Source organism: Enterococcus sp. DIV1420a (assembly GCF_051712165.1).
GTDB classification, from domain to species: Bacteria; Bacillota; Bacilli; order Lactobacillales; family Enterococcaceae; genus Enterococcus; species Enterococcus faecalis.
In genome coordinates this window covers 1,144,787-1,162,973 of sequence record NZ_JBIOOI010000001.1, presented here as the reverse complement: position 1 = coordinate 1,162,973, position 18,187 = coordinate 1,144,787, and the positions used below count along the sequence as shown (strand labels likewise).

The 18,187-nt window shown below is 35.8% G+C and carries 17 protein-coding genes and 1 pseudogene; all 18 read right to left on the bottom strand.

The annotated features are described in order from the left end of the window. Positions 1-76: 76 nt before the first annotated feature. The 18 genes and pseudogenes from IGI80_RS05860 to IGI80_RS05775 all read right to left on the bottom strand — a co-directional run bounded on the left by IGI80_RS05860 (position 77) and on the right by IGI80_RS05775 (position 18,172). Positions 77-466, bottom strand: coding sequence for a hypothetical protein (locus tag IGI80_RS05860; protein ID WP_174129154.1), 390 nt, complete (start codon positions 464-466; stop codon positions 77-79). Beyond that, positions 459-881, bottom strand: coding sequence for a hypothetical protein (locus IGI80_RS05855; protein WP_438722839.1), 423 nt, complete (start codon positions 879-881; stop codon positions 459-461). Before IGI80_RS05855 ends, IGI80_RS05860 begins: the two co-directional genes overlap by 8 nt. A gap of 32 nt (positions 882-913) precedes the next feature. After that, positions 914-1,387, bottom strand: a complete 474-nt coding sequence (gene ssb / locus IGI80_RS05850; protein WP_438722837.1) for a single-stranded DNA-binding protein — start codon at positions 1,385-1,387, stop codon at positions 914-916. Between the two features lie 7 nt (positions 1,388-1,394). Next, positions 1,395-1,553, bottom strand: coding sequence for a hypothetical protein (locus tag IGI80_RS05845; RefSeq protein ID WP_023894690.1), 159 nt, complete (start codon positions 1,551-1,553; stop codon positions 1,395-1,397). Between the two features lies 1 nt (position 1,554). Then, positions 1,555-1,968, bottom strand: coding sequence for a hypothetical protein (locus IGI80_RS05840; protein ID WP_002358251.1), 414 nt, complete (start codon positions 1,966-1,968; stop codon positions 1,555-1,557). Positions 1,969-1,971: 3 nt separating this feature from the next. Next, positions 1,972-2,307, bottom strand: coding sequence for a thioredoxin fold domain-containing protein (locus IGI80_RS05835; protein ID WP_002358477.1), 336 nt, complete (start codon positions 2,305-2,307; stop codon positions 1,972-1,974). 17 nt (positions 2,308-2,324) lie between these two features. After that, on the bottom strand, positions 2,325-2,714 hold the full coding sequence (locus IGI80_RS05830; RefSeq protein ID WP_438722836.1) for a hypothetical protein: 390 nt from the start codon (positions 2,712-2,714) through the stop codon (positions 2,325-2,327). Positions 2,715-2,728: 14 nt separating this feature from the next. After that, a complete protein-coding gene (locus IGI80_RS05825; protein WP_438722835.1) occupies positions 2,729-3,004 on the bottom strand; it encodes a hypothetical protein in 276 nt (91 codons plus the stop codon). Positions 3,005-3,089: 85 nt separating this feature from the next. Then, a complete protein-coding gene (locus IGI80_RS05820; protein ID WP_438722834.1) occupies positions 3,090-9,890 on the bottom strand; it encodes a helicase-related protein in 6,801 nt (2,266 codons plus the stop codon). 7 nt (positions 9,891-9,897) lie between these two features. Further along, the gene (locus IGI80_RS05815) at positions 9,898-11,484 is read right to left on the bottom strand and encodes a DUF3991 domain-containing protein (protein WP_438722832.1); all 1,587 of its coding nucleotides are present in this window, start codon (positions 11,482-11,484) and stop codon (positions 9,898-9,900) included. Positions 11,485-11,546: 62 nt separating this feature from the next. After that, positions 11,547-11,816, bottom strand: a complete 270-nt coding sequence (locus tag IGI80_RS05810) for a type II toxin-antitoxin system RelE family toxin (protein WP_438722830.1) — start codon at positions 11,814-11,816, stop codon at positions 11,547-11,549. Next, on the bottom strand, positions 11,816-12,043 hold the full coding sequence (relB, locus tag IGI80_RS05805; RefSeq protein WP_002413218.1) for a type II toxin-antitoxin system RelB family antitoxin: 228 nt from the start codon (positions 12,041-12,043) through the stop codon (positions 11,816-11,818). Before relB ends, IGI80_RS05810 begins: the two co-directional genes overlap by 1 nt. A 58-nt stretch (positions 12,044-12,101) precedes the next feature. After that, positions 12,102-13,337, bottom strand: a pseudogene (mobP2, locus tag IGI80_RS05800) (MobP2 family relaxase). A gap of 2 nt (positions 13,338-13,339) precedes the next feature. Further along, entirely contained in the window at positions 13,340-13,897 is a 558-nt protein-coding gene (locus tag IGI80_RS05795) for a hypothetical protein (protein ID WP_438722828.1), read from the bottom strand. Further along, a complete protein-coding gene (locus IGI80_RS05790) occupies positions 13,890-14,153 on the bottom strand; it encodes a FitA-like ribbon-helix-helix domain-containing protein (protein ID WP_002358468.1) in 264 nt (87 codons plus the stop codon). Before IGI80_RS05790 ends, IGI80_RS05795 begins: the two co-directional genes overlap by 8 nt. 418 nt (positions 14,154-14,571) lie before the next feature. After that, positions 14,572-15,396: a hypothetical protein gene (locus tag IGI80_RS05785; RefSeq protein ID WP_438722827.1), complete on the bottom strand. Its 825-nt coding sequence runs from the start codon at positions 15,394-15,396 to the stop codon at positions 14,572-14,574. 14 nt (positions 15,397-15,410) lie between these two features. Further along, positions 15,411-15,935 carry an EF0163 family protein gene (locus IGI80_RS05780; protein WP_438722826.1) on the bottom strand — a complete coding sequence of 175 codons (525 nt, stop codon included), beginning with the start codon at positions 15,933-15,935 and terminating at the stop codon, positions 15,411-15,413. Between the two features lie 1,139 nt (positions 15,936-17,074). Continuing rightward, positions 17,075-18,172, bottom strand: coding sequence for a glucosaminidase domain-containing protein (locus tag IGI80_RS05775; protein WP_438722824.1), 1,098 nt, complete (start codon positions 18,170-18,172; stop codon positions 17,075-17,077). Between the last annotated feature and the right edge of the window lie 15 nt (positions 18,173-18,187).

Sequence of the window (18,187 nt, the reverse complement as noted above, 5' to 3'; positions counted from 1 at the left end):
ATATTTATTCCAAGTACATATTTTTCTAAAGAATATTAGGCTTTAAAGCTTATAATCATAAGTGTAGAGCTCATTCTTAGTTATTTATTTTTGTTAACTTAACTTTTTCTTGCTCCCCCGATCCCCCTTGCTGACTTGCTGCTTCAATTGTCTTATTGTCAATGATTTTAATACTAGTTAGCTTAACCATCGAATCCGTAGAATTAGGCCGAGTTAATTCAATTTCTGTATTTTTCTCATTAACCTTATACTCTAATTCAATCTCATTGTTTCCAGATAAAAAGTTTGCTTTTCCTGTAGTAAAAAAAGCTATTTTTGCAGAATGAGACGTGTCATCTAAAGACTGTAATTCCCATTTACCTGTTCCGTCAGTCAGAACTTCATTCAAGTTCTTATTTCCACACCCACCTAAAAATAAAAGGGTCAAAATAGCTACTGATACCAATCCTAATAATTTTTTATTCATCCTCATTTCCCTCCAATAAAAACATTTGTAGTAGTATGTTGGCATGTTTCTCAATGATTTCCTTCTCTTCTTGAAACTTATTGGCTAATAAAATCGCATCAATACCAGACGCCAAAGTGTTAGTTTCTAACAACAATCGATCCTCTGTCTGTTGGTTAAAGACAATCGAAAAGTGCATATTCCGAAACATCACGAGTCGTTTAGTTGGCTCCAAAATAGCCAGTTTATTATTAAGTGTATATAAATCAATAGACTCATCGACTGGTGCGTCGGGGAAATACATTTCTGGCACAAACGTCGTATAGTTCTTTGCTTCTAAATCTGCCTGTAAAGCGTCTCTCCACGCTTGTAATGGATTAAACTTAACAGTCTTTTCTTGAAAATCTAAAGAAATTATCTTGTAATTTTTAGGCATAGAAATCAATCCTTTCGTTGATTGAAAAACACTTAGAATGGCAAATCATCATCCGAAATATTTACTGGGCTAGACTCCTTTGAGAAAGGATCAAGCGGATCAGGAAGTGGTGTCTGCTGTTGGTTATTGGCCTGCTGCCCATTGGTTACAGGCGCAGAAGCATTCGCCCGACGTTGTTCGCTTATTTCTTTGGATTCTAACAATTGAAAATTTTCTACAATCACTTCTGTCACATAAACACGTTGTCCTTGCTGGTTATCATAGTTTCGCGTCTGAATACGACCAGTAATTCCAAGTAAGCTACCTTTACGTGCATAATTGGCAAGCGATTCTGCCGCTTTACGCCATATCGCACAACTAATAAAATCCGCTTCTCGCTCCCCAGATTGATTGGTAAAATTCCGATTGACTGCTAAACGAAATTGTCCAACTGCAATCCCACTTGATGTATACCTTAAATCCACATCATTAGCTAAACGCCCAACTAACGTAACATTATTAATCATTTTTCGTTCAATCCCTTCTTTTTGCTTTAGCTTTTTTCATTTTATAGTTTTTTACAATTTGTTTATCTTGTATTCTAAGGCCAATTTCTAGTTCAGTGAGTCTCTTTTTAACACTATCCTTATAATTGGCCCTTCTGTCATTTGTATTTTCCATTTTATTCTCCATGTTATCTTTTTCCTTTAAATTGTCTATAGTCATGCCAATATGAAACAGCTGTAAAAACAAAGGCAACCCAACCAAAAATTGCTAACTTTCCTACATTTTCTTTTGGACTCGTAATCGAAATCACACTGTAAAAAATGCCCATGTACAAGAATGCACTTATACTAATAAAGTGTGCAGCTTTCTTTAATTTCAGTGTACTTTTCCTGATGGAAAATAATGAAATACATTTTTGCAATCCAAACAAGAAAGCACCTAAGAAAAATAGAAATAAAACTACTAAGCCAAAAAATAATAGCCACCTATCATCAAGTACAGACGTACACATACCAACTGTCACAAATACAAAAAATCCACCAAAAAAAATTGTCCAACCTACCGCAAAACATTTCTCAATGAGATCTATCATTTTATCCATCAATTACTTGTCCTTTACATTTATAGCCTGCCAATATTTAATACGATCTGGCTTGAATCCTGCCCAATATTCTAACTCTTCTTCTGTTTCATCATCAATGATTTTAATCAGTGGCAAACTATGAATACCATACTTGGCTTTTAACTTTTCTACTTTCTGTTCACTCCATGATCTTTTACGATCATTCTGACTATCCACCTCAATTGAGTTTGTTTCTTCTGAATTACCATAGTACGTATTTTCATAGGGTAATCCTAATTCGTCCATCAGTTTGGTGCTCATTTTACATTGAATGCAATGTGGTTTTGTATATAAAACCGCATGTACTGTTTGTTTCATAAAATCTCCTCCAGTAATTATTCTGTTGCTTCTTTTGCCTTAAAAAAATAAATGATAGAATGAATGAGTTTTTTTATCATCCGATACGCAAAGTAAGCAATTCCGAATAAAACGACCCATCCTAACGTATATTTTAAAGCGATTAACGTAAGTGGTAAAAAAATAAACAATCCCACTGCTAACAACGGTAACAGGTAAACAGCGATTATACCTAAACCAATGACTAAAACAAAAGCTAAAAATAGTAGCGCACCGTGTGTGGCTGAAGTAGGGCTTGTCTGCCCTATCAAGTAGGTAAAACCCTGTCCAATTAATTGTAGAATCCAAGTAACTAGCTTCAATAATGAACCAATAAGTAAATCTACAATTTTCTCCGACCAGGTAAAAATATACTCAATAAAAAACATATTAATCACCTTCCTTATCTTCTTTTTTTTAGACCTTCCTTCTGACGAGATAGATATTCTTTTAACAGATCATCTTTATCCTTTAGGTTTTCATCGTCAAGCAATGTTAAAAAGCGTTTATTTAATAGTTCTTGCAGCTGAAAAAGATCAAAAATATCCGAATGCTTATTGATATATAAACGCGCAGTACGCCGATACGTGTTTATACGTTCCGTTTCTTTATTTTCTTGACGATATTTTTTACTTGCACGTCTGTGTGCTTCACTTGTTTTATAACTCAAAAAAAACACGCCCTTTCTTTTAGTACAACTAAATGATAACACGTATACGTGTATCTATCAAGCAATACCTATAAAAAGGACATGTTTTATTCTATTAGTGGGATAAGTTGTGCGTTTCTTGCTGCAATTGACTATCTTCTAATTGTTTAGGTTTTATCAACACAGGCACTACAACACTTTTTTCGGTTTCGGGTAATGTCGCTTCCCCCATTTCAATCGATAAATTTAAAGTGGTTTGACGTTGTAACAACACTTTTAATTCATCTTCGTGTTCAAATGTTTTTTCTAACTGTTCCTTCGCTTGTCTTACATTTAATTGAATATCTGCTTGTTCATTTTTTAGATCGTTGATTGTTTCAGGGATTGCCTTTAATACATTGTCTAATCGAATAAAAGAACCTGTTCCATTGCGTTCAACTGCTGCTTTGTGAGTTGCTTTTCCATCAAGAAGAACAATGACTTGGCCTAATTGTGAAGGAACAACGGACAAGGCTAGTCCGCGATACCGTCCGATTTCTTTTTTTTGTGTCCCATCAGTTGGTGCAGGCAATAGTTGATTGAATACGTCTAAGGCTTCTTTTTTCTCTGTGTAAATTGTCCCTTGTAACTCAATTGAAAACTCTTTACTTAGTTCCTCAGCAACCAATTGACGATCTTCTTCGTATAATTCCAAAGTTTGACGAATTTCCTCTAAACGTTTTGGGTAACGTGTTTCCACTTTTTCCAATAAAGAAATGCGTGAAGATTGCCAACTACTTTGTAAAAGCTGATACTCCATCACTTTTTTATCTAATGTTAATTTTTCTAATAACAATGGATTATTGGTAGCAATTGATTTTGCTTCAGCAGCAGACATCATCGTCTGGTCAATGTCTTCAGCAGAACGTGCAATACTTTTATTTGTCATGATTTGATTGATAAATTTGAGTTTGTTTTCTTGTGTTTGCCACAAAAAAGAATCAAAACTATTTTTTGCAACATAACGATAAATCTGGACTTCTTTATTTTCATTACCCTGACGAACAATTCGTCCATCACGCTGTGTTAAGTCACTTGGTCGCCAAGGGACATCCACATGGTGGACAGCGAGCAACTTATCTTGAATATTCGTGCCTGTCCCCAATTTTTCGGTACTTCCTAAGAGAATACGAATTTCTCCTTGACGGACTTTTTCGAATAATTCTTCTCGTTGACGGTCATTTTTTGCAGAATGAATAAACGCAATCTCTTTTTCAGGGATTCCTTTTATTATTAACAGTTGTTTTACTTCATCGTAAACATTAAATTGATTTGGTTTTGGTGTCCCGCTATCAGAAAAAATTATTTGTGTAGAATGTTGAAGATCCGATGTTTTCCAAATACGATAGACATTATCTACGCACCGAAATAATTTTCCTTCTGGATAAGCAGGAACGGTTGGGTCTAATAAGCGTGGATCAATTGCCATTAACTTGGCTTCGTGAGTAATTTTCAACATATTATCTTCATGCGGTTCAACCGATTTTTGCCTAATTGCGTCTGCACGTTCTCCCAGTTCAATCATCTTTTCTTCTTGATAAGGACTTGGATCAGAAACAATAAGTTGTGGTTTTCCTGTTTGAATAGCAGGCACTGGTAACGCTAACTGTTCACTTGTTTGAATATCTGCCACTAATTGAAAGGATCGCATTAATTCAGGAAGATTGTGAAATTTCGCAAACCGATTTTTCATTCGGAAGCTCGTTCCCTCTGGGTTGATTTCAGGTGCGCTTACTACTTCACCAAAAGTGGACGCCCAACGGTCAAACGTTGTTAACCGCATGCGCGCTAACTCGTCAGGTTGTAAAAACCGCTGTAAGGTATACAATTCACTCATTGAATTGGAAATAGGCGTGCCTGTAGCAAATACGACACCACGTCCATGATTCTTTTCTAGTAAATATTGACACTTCATATACATATCACTCGCACGTAGACTATTTGACGTATTTACACCTGCTACATTCGACATTTTTGTGTACGTATAAAGGTTTTTGTATGCATGTGCTTCATCAACAAATAAGAAATCTACTCCTAATTCTTCAAACGTAAGCAAGTGATCTTTATGTTCTTCATTTTGCAAAGCTTCTAACTTTTCTTTTAGTCGTTTTTCAAAACTAACCATTTGCTTTAAACTCCAACTTTCACCTGCTTGTGCTTTTGATTCTTTAATTCCTTGACGAACCTCGGATAATTCTCGTTTAATTAGTGATTCTCTACGTTCTTTGCTTAAAGGAATCTTTTCCATTTGACTATGTCCGATAATGACAGCATCGTATTCACCTGTAGCTATACGAGAAATAAATTTTTGTCGATTTTTCTTTTCAAAATCTTTTTTTGTAGTGATTAAAACCTTTTTAGAGGGATAAAAACGCAAGAGTTCCTGCCCGAATTGCTCTGTTAAATGATTAGGGACACAATACATTGGTTTTTTGATCAACCCCTGGTCTTTCATCATCATTCCAGCAGCAATCATACTTGCAGTTTTTCCTGCACCTACTTCATGCGCCATCAAAGCACGTCCTGTTTCAACAATTCGCGCCACAACATTTTTTTGATGAGGTCGTAATGTAAACTGCTGATTCAATCCCTCAAAAAGCAAATGTTCACCGTTATAGGTTCGTGGACGTATCCGATTAAATCGTTCATTGTAAATAGATAAAAGTCTTTGCGCACGTTTAGGGTCTGAAAAAACCCATAATTTAAATTCTTTTTTTAGTCGATCCTGTTTTGTTCGTGCCAACATGGTTTCATCAACATTTAAAACAGAAACTTTTTTCCTTTCACCATTGACATCTTTTTCTACTTGATCATAAACAGAAATTGTTTTAAAATTCAAAGATTTTTCTAACAATTGATACGCATTTGCTCGTTCCGTTCCATATTCATTAGTAACCAGAATAGAACGGTGAACGGATTTTCCTTTTACATGATACGTGTCTGTAAACTCATTGTATTCTATTGCTACTTGTTGGTTATTAATATAAAACGGAGGTAACTGAAACCGTTCTTCCATGAAGTCATGATAGATTTCTAGTGGGAGCCAACTTGCTCCAAGCTCGTAAGAAATGTCTTCAATACCTAAGTCTTTAGGAATAACAGGTTTTAAGGCTTTTACATTCTCTTCAAAAAGAGAATTTTTCTTTGCCAACGCTTTTGATAAGGTTAATTTCTTCTTCACATCTCCTGAAAGAAAGGCTTCTTTTGTTACATAACTGTTGGCTAGTTTTTCATCATTTTCGATATATTTCTCTACATCAACAAATATATGCCCTTTCAATTCTTCTAGCAGCTGTGTTTCAGGAACATTGTAGAGTTTGGTCATATAAGGAATATCTACTTTCCCTTGTTTAGCTAAACTATGATTGAGTGCTTCTAAAGCAGAGTGTACGCTTATAACAGGTTCAATTGGACGAATCGTTGCTTCTCGGAAAATGGCAGACTTGGTATAAGAACCATCTTTTTGCGGCACTTCAATGGACATTAAAAGTGCAAATCGATCATCCTCATAAAACAAACGAGTATTGGTTGAATTGTTTAGATAGCCATACTTCCGTTCGAATTTATCATAAGATTCATTTAGACGGTGGAGTTTTTCTTCAAAGATCGACGATTCAAAATCCAAGTCTTGTTGATAATCAATCACCTCAGAAACAAGATCGCGAAGCTGAATCATTTGCTGCAACCTTTTTTTCTGTGTTGATTTTAATTCCTGTTTTTTTACTCCATCAAGACCGTGATAATAAATTTCACCATTTTTCTCATCAAAGCTAAATTTAGGAATATTTGAATCAATAGTAGCTTCTTTTTGTTCTTCTACAGTCGGCAATACCTCTGGTAAGGATAATTTCATTGTTTTTGCAGAGAGAAATTGACCGTCCATCGTGTTTAAAACCTTTGGTAATTCTGTCTGCCAAGGTTTTTCTTCTCTTGGATTAAGCGTATACGTTCCTCCTCGGTAGTTTTTGAAATGATACCTACCCAACGTATGCGTCAGCATATGTTTATGGAAATAATTGTTCATGGTCATCGGTGGCTGAACGCTCCCATCTTCTCTTGTAATTCCTGAAGGGACATTGGTAGTTTCAACCCAAAGTGCTTGTCTACGCTCAAGTAATTGTTCTTCTGCTTGTTCTTGTATGCCGCTATGTTTCCTAAAGAATAAAACATCCGTAGTTACTTCTGTACCTGCAATTTGCTTAAATGCATTGTTTGGTAAACGTACACCACCAATTAGATCGGCTTTATGAGATAACTCTTTACGAAAAGACGCGTCCTTTTTATCCATTGTTCCAGAAGAAGTAATGACTGCGACAATTCCACCTTCATGTACAAGGTTAATGGAACGTTTAATAAAATAATCATGAATGTAATACTTTTTGAGTGTTTTATTGTCTGTTAAGCGTATATCTGCAAACGGAACATTGGCCACAACCACATCCAAACTATTTTCAGTAAATAGCGTTTCTTCAAACCCTTTTTCTTGAATGACTGTTTTTTGGTGCAATTGCTTCGATAATCGAGCGGAAAGCGAATCAATTTCCACTCCGTACAATTCACTTTGTTCACGCATTTCTGGAGGCATTGCCGCAAAAAAGTTTCCTGTTCCCATAGCAGGGTCTAAAATTCTACCAGAAGAAAAACCAAAGCGTTTCAATGACCGATAAATTTCTTTGATTATCAGTGGGTCAGTATAATATGCGGTTAATACACTTTCTCTCGCACTAGCATATTCTTCTTCTGTTAATAAGGTTTCTAATTCTTTTCTTTCTTGTGAAAAATTACTTTTGGTTTCATCAAAAACATCTGCTAACCCACCCCAACCAACATATTTTGCTAAAATTTGCTGCTCGTTACTGGTTGCTAATCGGTTTTCTTGTTCTAAGGTTTTCAGTAAGCGTAAAGCAGCTAAATTGTCTGCTAGTTTTTGTTTTGGTGTATCACTGTAGAAGTTTGTGGTTTCTTCAGGGAACGAAAATTCTATGGCTGTTCGTTCTTCTTGCTCAACAAACGTTTTTTCTTTTACCTTTTGCTCTTTTGTCTCAGAAAGTGCTTGTTTTATCCCAAAATCAAAGGCGAATAAATCTAATTCTTCACTTTCAGATTGATTTTTCTCTTCGTTTTCAACAACTGGTGCAGCAGGCTTGTTAAACGGACGATAATAGGTTTTTCCATCCTGTAAGAGAATCTCAACGGCTTCTCTTTCCATTTCTCCCTTTTCGTTGACTAAATAGGCTTTCTCAAACAGCCGTTGATAGCGATAGGTTTCAGGCAATTCTATCCAAGCCACTTCCACATCTGAAAGAACCGTCTCTTTTTCTTGTTCCGTTGTTAATGGTTTTTGTACGGTCTCTTTTTCTTGAATATAGTGTGTATAGGCTTTTTTTTCTTCCTCATTCAAATACTGATCGGTTTCGATTAACTTACGAATGAGGGTACTCACTTCTGCCCATGTTTTTTTTATTTCGATAGGTGGGGCTGTATTATACTTAAAGAATTGAATCCCTTCATGATTATATCGAATAGCAACCGTGCCATTGCCATAACCAGAAGCTCCTCCAATACCAAAGGCTTCTTTCACAAAAGACCGTCTTTTTAGCGCATTCGGTTCTTTTTGAAAGAAGTCCATTATTTTGTATTTTCCTTCTTGAATGCCAGTCCCATGTTTAATTAACGTTCGTTCTATTTCATGGGTGGTTATTTTTTCTTTTTGAGGTTCTAATTGGTCGGAAATAGTTGACTGTTCGCTAATTCCATCGCCTGTGTTTTTAGGTAATTCAGTTGTTTCTCTCGTTCCATTGATTGCTCCTTCGGTTTCTCGTTCTGATTGAGCGTCTCGAAGTTCGTTGCTACTTGGCTGTGATACTTGGCTTCCATCTGAGGAAGAACCGTCATCAACTCTTGCGTTAGTAAGAGTTCGTTGTATAGGTTTGGTTGATACGTCATCAGGTATTGTTGTATGCGTTGCTCCATTAGCGATAAGGTGTGATTGTTCTTCGGTTCGTTGATTTCTGGATACATCAGACCGTCGAGTCCCTCTTTGTATGTTAGTTTGACAAGTGGCTCGGTTCTCCGTGTCATTCCCTCTTCCTTGTCTCTCTGTTTCTCGTAAGCGTTTAGTTTCTCTAATGCGTTCATTTTCAGTCTCCTTTTCAACTAACAATTCTTTTTTAGCTTTGCGAATGCCTGCCAAGGTGATACGATTCACGGTTAATAATTGGGGATAATGTTCAATCAGTAATGCTTCATTTTCAAATAAGCGCTGTACACTTTCTTTAATTCCTGAAAAGCTAGGGGCTTGTCCTAACTTAGAAAGAAGAACATAATTAGAAACAGCTGTTAAATCTTCCGCTATTCCTAAATCAATACCATTAATTTGTTCATGAATAGCTCCTTTGATTGCTTCTGTTAGCAATTTATGAGGATTATGTTCGTCTACGAGTCTTTCATCCTCACGCATTGACGCCCACTTGGTCATCGTTTCAGTAAAGGTTTCCTTACTCAGCAGCCAATCAGGGAAAGGAACGTCTTTCCCTGTGCTCTGAGAAACATCAAATACATTTTCATGATAAAAAGCACCTGTCTCTTTTTGACGTAAAATTTTTATTGCTTTTGATCCTAAAGTGACACTACGACCTACTCTTTTCCACGTATCAAAATCAGCAATAAACTTCGCATTCGGCGCTTGTGCATAGATAGCTAATAAGCTATCCATATCATATTTATACAGTTGGCCTGAAAAACGTAAAAATTGGTGTAATTCATTTGGATTCCTTACAAGTTCTTGCACCGTGATACGATACAGTTGTTCTAATTCTTGGTGTATTGGACTGTCTGATTGTCCTTTCCATCGTTCAAATAGCGCCATTGTTTTCATTCACTCCTTATCTACTCATAGCCCATGCAGTTTCTTTTTTCGATTCTGGACTTCGTTTTGTTTGATATTTTTGTCGATCTTCTTTGTCTACCGCTTGGAAGCCATAGTTTTTCACAAACATGGCTGCTTCAGCAGGACTGTCTGCTTCAAAGAAAGGCTCAAACTGCCGCTGAGACAATGAGAGTGCTTTGTACTTTTTCGTTTGTTCATCTTTGATTATTTTCATTTCTTCTTCATTGTTTCGTTGGTATACAGCCTCCAGTAATCTTGCTTCTTGTTCTTGTAGAGTAAATACTTGATATTGTAAAGCGTCGTTCCAATCTTTCACTAAAGCATCTGTTGGTCGATAGCCAAGGTTTTGATAATCTTCATAGTAAGTACTCACTTTTCGGTGCAGACCACGCAATTTAATTGGATCTAATCCTTCCTGTACTTGAAAAAGTCGTGGAATATCATATTGTTGTGGTGCTAATTCAATTTCACTTAACTTTTTAGCGACACGTTGACTTTCCAAAGTTAAATCAAAATCTTCTCCTGAAAAGAATTCTTGGACATCCCAAGCATTAGCGGTTTTTCCTTCGGGAGAAAAATTCGTCAATGCTTTATGTGTTGCAGCGATCATTCGCCAATCTACTTGAAACTGATTCGCTACTTCTGAATAAATTGGAATGTTGGCTTTGGGAATATCCAAGTCATGTGCCACACAACGCTTAAATTCGACGTCTCTGCCCTCTTTGTCTGTGTAAGAAAGCTTTGAAAGATTATCAAAAAAGCGCTGCCCTGCAGGGTCGTTATCTATTCCTAGATAAATACCTTCATACGGGGTAGCGCCTTTTGAAACAATCATATTATTCATAAATTTATAAACGGATTGCTCTTTCAAGCCTTCCATTTCAGCTAACATACAATTTTTTAATTGTGGGTTCATCGTCCAATAACTTAACAAGTCAACCGGGGATTCAAATACATACAAACGATTGGGCGTTCCTAGTGTGACATTAAAACCAAAATTACTTTCACTATTTCTAGCAATTCCTTTGAATCGTCCACGTTTCCCATACTTTTCAGGATTATATTCTGACCCAATAATAGACGCCCCTACTGCTTTTCCTGTATCCGACCAAACAAACACACATTGGTTGTATTTATCTTGTTGAATAAACCCTTTTTTATGAAGAGTATCTACTAGTACAGGACTTATTTTTCGTTCATTTACAAGATAATTTCTTGCTTCTTGAAAGGTATTGGCGTGTTGGAAATAATATTGAAACGGTTCTTTAGGTTTTGCCATTTTTTCTTGCGTTGTTAACTTTTCATGTTCTTCCTCTGCTAAATAAGTCAGTGCTTCCATATGACTCTTGTTAAAAAAACGTTTGACAAAATCAATTGTATCTCCACTAACTACTTTTCTGTCTTCAATTTGAGAGTTCCAATAAAAACGATTCTTTCGTTTGTCAATCATTAAGCTGTCATGCTCAACAGACTGCGCAAAGTTCCTCATATCAATATAGTCCATTCCCTGCTCATCCATGACAGACGTAATTGTCACTTTTTTTGCTTGTTCCATTAATTTTTGATAGTCCTCTTTATTCATTTTTGCACCTCCATGTACAAAAAAAGAACCAAGTAAGCATTACTTGATTCTTTCCAATTATTTTATTTGTCGTAAACATTTCTTCTGTGGCCAACCTGAATGGCTGTAACAACAAGACGTTCATCTTCTATTTCTACAATGACACGATAATTACCTATCCTATATCGCCGCTGACCTGCACGATTTGCTGATAAAGCTTTTCCATGCTCTCTAGGATTGGCCGTTCCATCAATATTTCGATACAACCATCTTGTTAGCAATGTCGCTTGATATTTATCCATTTTTTTTAACTGTTTTTTTACATCAGGAGTAAATTCTAATCGATACGACATTATAATCCACCAAACTCATTTAATATTTCGTCCATAGAAATTGTTTCTTTCCCTTGCTCAATCCATCGTTTGTGAGCAATTTCTGCTGTTTGTTTATCGTACTCATCTTCTAATTGTTCCATTGAATAGCTTTTTAACAAATCCGACAACGTCACACCGAAAAATTCTGCCATGTAAGAAAGCCATTCTTTTTCTTCATCACTCACTCTTACAGTAATCATAGCCATAATTATCAGTCCTTTCTTATGTATTACATTGTAATACATATCAAAAAAAAGTCAAGCGTTATCGAGAAGGTCCCTGCTCTTCTTGTTGCTGTCTTTGTAAATTTTTCAAGTAAATTTGTTGGTTCTTCATACTCTCAAAATCTTTACGAAAAGCTTTTTTTATTTTCCCTAAGTCTGCTTTAATAGGCTTTACAGTCGGCTTATCTTGATAGATAAGTTCTTGCCAGTTTGGTTGTCCTTGCCGTGCCTTTTCTTGATTTTCTAGTTTATATTGTTCACGCATTTCTTTTAGCAATGCATTACCTAATTTTGCATAAAGTTCTTCATTTTTGTTGGTAATAAAATCATTGGCACGATCTGCTTCTTTTGTTCATGTTCCATAGACCCGTTCATAAAACCGCGCGTTTTCTTTTAACAATAATTGAAGCTCTTTATAAGGTTTTTCATCATAAGTTTGTACATACGTATCTATGAAACGATTAATCAGTGGACGTACTTCTTGTAACGCATTCATATTGTATTTCCATGTTCGCGTATCAGGTGGTAAGGAGTGATAAATCTTTCCATAAAGATACTGCAATTCCTCACTTGGTGTACGTGAAAAGTTTCCTGTTTGTTTACCAAATCCATTCCTAATTAACGAGGAAATTCTGGCCAATGGTTCATCACGATCAAGTAATTGACTGGCAACTTGACTACGAAAACGATCAATGCTTTTTTTTGAACGACTGCCACGTCTTGCTTGATAGGTTGAGCCATCTTTGTTTGAAAATGTTTTGTACTCACGAGTTGGATTTGGTTCAACAATCGCAATATGAACGTGAATATGGTGTAACTCATTGTAATGAATTGCCGCTGTCCAAATGGCACTATTGGCAAGTCCCTCTCTGTTTAGCTGTTCTTTCATTGCTGCGCGGACAGCGTTCATTATTTTTGGTTCATTCAATACTTTTTCTTCTGGATTATAGAGTTCTTGTTCAATCAACCAATTGGTGTCAAAACTTACTACGTCTTGCCACATAATCGAATCATTTTTTTGTGCTTTTAGAAATTCTTTTTTGACTTGTCGACGTTCCTCACTCGTTAATTGATTTTTCTTACTTGTAAAGAGTCCTGACGATTTTTCAGGATCTTCCATGTAATGATTGTATCCATCGGTAGAAAGCAAGTTGTATTGCTTAAATTCTTTTGTACGTGTCGCTTCATCACGGTCAATGTAATCAATATATTTAGAAAATGTTCTATTTTTTGAAGAAACAAATTTCCATTTTTGTACAATCGCTGCTTTTACCATTGTTATTCAAACATATCCTTGATTTCAGGTGGTAAAGAACTAGATTGAGGAGTATTTGTTTTTTCTTTTTCAGGAATATTTTCTGATAAAATTGATTGAACATTGTCCTGATTACTAATTGTTTCTTGTATATGCCCCTGTGCTTCTGCACGACTACGTTTCTTCTCTGCTAATTGTCGATAATAGTGTGCGACTTCTGTGATTGCACTTTCCATAGGTGGAGTGATCATTTCTCCCATACCAAGATATTTCGTGACATTATTCAAATAGAAATAGGTATTCCAACATTGTAAAAGAGTGCGCGCATTTTTTTCTGCATCACCTGTTCGTAGCAACGTATAATGAACTTCTTTTTGAATTTTATCTAACTGTTTTGTTGTAGCTTCGTGCATGGTCGTCATATTGTCTACAATGCCCTTGTAGATCTCATGTTCGCGAAAAATTTGCTCCAATACAAGATAAAGCGGTTTGCTTGGTGAATTTTCTAAATACGGTTGAAGGTAGGCTAGTCCGTAAGCTGATTCTTCCGCTTCTCTAAAATTAATTTCTTTTTTAATCATCGATTTTCACCCCATGTATTTCTAAAAATTTGTGTAATGCTTTTGTATTAGCATTTAGCGCCGTGATCCATTCCTGACTCATTGTTTGAACGAGTGTTTCGTATTTCATGTTAAGGCCTTCTACCTCTGCAGAAAGGACGTGGTGGTTCAATAAATCGCGAATGTAGCCTTCACGCGATTGACCATTTTGTTTAGCTAAATCATCAATGCCCGCAATTGTTTTTTCTGGTATATTTCTCACCATAAATTGTTTCATACGACACCTCTCTTACGTTATTATTTATCATAACAAATTGAACGAGCTTGCTCGAGAAATTAAAAAAAGGCCGACTTTGTGAAACAAAGAGAGGGCTATTTTTTAAGAGCATAAGGGGAAACTGATATCATAAATGATATAAACCGCAGTGCGGTTTGTTTCTGAGTGATATCTTAAAATCTTGTGAACCATGGTGGGAGCATGGTCTATTTTTCAAAAAAAACAAGCAGACCATGTTGAGAACATGGTCAAAATTTGTAAAAAATTATCTAACCATGGTCAGAACATGGTCATTTTTTTGTCTATCATGGTGAGAGCATGGTCATTTTCAGCTAAAAATACTTTCCACCATGTCCTGAACATGGTCATTTTAGTCTAAAAAAAGTTAGACCCTGTTACCACCATGGTCTATCTTTTTTTATTCTTTACTATTTTTTGACCGTTCATTGATTCGATTTTCGAGGTTTTTTTGCTTTTTATTTAGCTCAGTTAACTCTTTTTCTCGCTCATTAATTGTTTTTTGTAATTCTTCTTTTTTATTTTTATTTTGAGAAATTGTTTGTTGTAGTTCTTGTTTTTCTGAATCGGTTTTGTCTTTTAAGGTATCCTCTAAATCATTTGTAATTTGATCCAATTTTTCAACATCTGCTGACAAACGCTGTTGCTCTTTTTTATTTTTCTCTTGTGCTTGTAGCGTTTCTTTCAGTTGGAATTTTAAAAAGTCAATTTCATAATCTTCCTTTGATTTATTCTTCGCGGGCAGTTCTTTGTCAGACAATTCTTTGTGGACAAAATGAAACTTCTGTTCATTTGTTAAGGTATCCTTACTGTATCCTTTTGGATAAATAGCAATCTGCAAATTTTGCCATTTTTCTTCAAGATTGTTAATTTCCAAGAGGTAAAGCTCTTCCGTAATTTTTTGTAGTTTGGTGTCGTAACGTGTCTTGTCTGTACGATTTTTTTTCACCGTTACAGACAATTCGTCTAAGACGTTTGAACTGTTAATTGGTGAAAAAAATAAGACGTCTAAACGTTTATTTTTCGGAAAATACGCACGATCTATAAGTTGATATTCTCTCGTATCTTGCTTAATAATTTTACCAATTTGCGTTGATTGTTCAGAAGAAACTGCTGGAGCAAAAAGCCGACTAGCAAAACAAACAAGAAACACAACAGCAATTATTCCAACCAATTTATTGTACTTTTTCCGCTCATTTTTTTTAAGAGAAATTGATTTTACCATTCTTTTTCCCTCACTTAATAGGCCTGCCGAATATAAGAAACAGTCAGCTGACTAATTTTTGTTTCACCATTTTTGTTCGTTAATTCTACAAACAAAACAATGCCATTTTTATTGCCATTTGCTTCGTCTGTTCCGACAATGACGTACTTCATTTCTTCAGTTGTTTGTCGATAGATTGCTTTCACTTTTCCTTTTCCTTCAACATTTATATCTACAGAAGTATCTAGTCCATTGATTGCTCTAGCTTCTCCAGTGAACATGTCTCTAACACTTTTATTTCGTTCATCAATTGATGAATAGTTCAGAAACTTTTCGCCAAAATCTTGTAAGAAAGTGCCATAATCTTGTTGTGATATTTGCTCTTTTTCTGATTGCTCACTTGACTCTTTTGAGACCGTTTCAGAGGAAGATTTTAGGGAAATTGGTTTCTCTTCTTCTGCTTTTTTTCCTTGACACTTTGTGTAGATTTGTATACTTCCAATGCAAACTAAAAGAAATACAGCTACACCTATTCCTGCTTTTACCACATAATTTTTCACTAGAATCCCTCCATTAATTACTTAACTTTGCGTACAATACTTTTGATCGTTGATAATCCAAATGCTCGTTGATACTGTGATACAATTTGTCCTCTTTATAGCAATAGGTAAACCTTTGATTGTCTATTACCTTAGCTAATGATAATAGTTCGCTCTCCAGCTTTTCCCCTGCTCCACACCGTACGTGCGACTTTCACCGCATACGGCGTTCCAACTTATTTTCTTTAATAAATATCAGCTAAATTACATTTTCTACGATAATCATTTACTTTTTGTATTTGCTTCTCTGACAATTCAAGTAAACATACGTATCTTTCAATCGTTTCTTTTTGAGTTGCATGAATCTCTATCGGAAACAATGATTTTATAGAGATTAACACCTTTCATTTGATTATTTAAGCTCCGCTGAAAGAGCCAATCAAAAGTACTTTGCATATCATAATACTCAAAATATCGTAACTTCGTACTCACTGATAGATTATTACTCCTAACTATGTTAGTCCTATCCTCTTACTCGACCTTGTGAGTTTCATTTATCTATATTTATTTTAGATTAATAAGCCTTGGGGCTATCCCTATACGTTGATTAGACGTTTCACAGGTACTATGCCCCTACTCTCACGAGAGCTAAGAAATTTCAGATTTCTCCTTATATTCACCACTCCGATGACAGCCGTTTGATTGAGTGTCTCTCGTTTTCCACGTTCAAATGATTCTAGCTTTTCATATCTATCCTTAGGTGCTTACTATGAGCCTGAACATTTATCGCCTCATTGTTAGCGATCCCGAATTTCATAATGCCGATTCTTACTTTTCGGTAATGTTCCTTGCATAAACAAGCATATTCTTTTCAGAATATGAACAAATTTAGACCCGTACATTCGCAAGTTCGTCAGTTCCGTCGGAACATTCTCACCATAGATAGTTTATAGCGTCCCGGCATATCCATTGCCTTATGAATTAGCTACTTCACTTAGACTTTGTTCTGCCGACTTTCCCTAGTTCCATACCCAAAATCTCTGTCAAAATTTTACGCATGTAGGAGTATCAGACTAGTTGTTTCAATCGACATGACGATTTTCATTCCAACTATCAAATCATTCATTGTAACTATCTAATATAGCCCTCACTTTTCGTGTTTAACCACTTATAGTGAAACGTGTCTCACCTGCATTTTGTTCCACTGTTCCAAAAGACTGTCCACCATTACTTACAGACGTTACTACGCCTGTGTGTCCATAAACCGAGGTAGCTAAAGTCCCACTTGTTTCCCAATTAAGAATGTCTCCTGCACGTATATCTTCTGCTTTTGGATAGCGAATGACTTGCCATCCATAGCTTGACCAATCGTAATCTTCGCCAATAGCGGAAGCAAACATTTTGCCGCTACCTATTAATTGCGAACCACCCATTTTTTCCACATAATAAGCAGTTAATCCATAACACTGACCACCATTTACGGTTGTTCCTAGTACATTGTTTAGAACGCTAATATCACCTTTTCCATTCCCAATTGATTGATTATTAGGCAGTTGCGTTCCCCACTTGCTGATAGCAAAATCGTCCAAGCCTTTTAGGTCGTTTTTTTGATAAATGTCCATCATCGCTTGATAATAGGCTGTACCTTTTCCTGTACCTGCTGCTGCATATCCACCCGCATGAATAATATCTAAATCCATTCCGAGATCTTTCGTTCCCACAACTTTATTAAAATTTGGTTGCTTGGCTAACATATAACCATAGTAGTTAAAGGATTCCATTTTGCTTGGAAAACGCATGTAATTTCCACCTTCATTACCGCCAATTCCTCGTGGTGTTCCTCGTGGAAACGGACTACCTACATACCATGTAATACCAAAATAATTGTTATCTGATTGTGAAGTAGCAGATTTTCCCCAAGCACTTTCATATGCCCATTGACCAATCGCAAGGCTAGGTAAGATACGATACTTCACGCCTACACCAACAGCATATTGTGCGATTTCGTCAGATATTTGACCTCTACCTTTTACTTCACTAAATATTGGAAGGCCTTCAGTAAAAACACCATTAAACGCTTCAAAGTTTCCATTCCCTTTACTGTTATTTTGGTTAACAGTATTATAGAAAAACAGGCCTACCATTAAGATACAAAAGAAAAAAATAAGTAAAAGCGTAAATAAATTCGACAGAATTAACCACGCAATTACTTTCTTTTTTACCTTTTTTTGCAGTTGTTTTTTTGCTAAATTCATCATACGCATTCCCTCAAT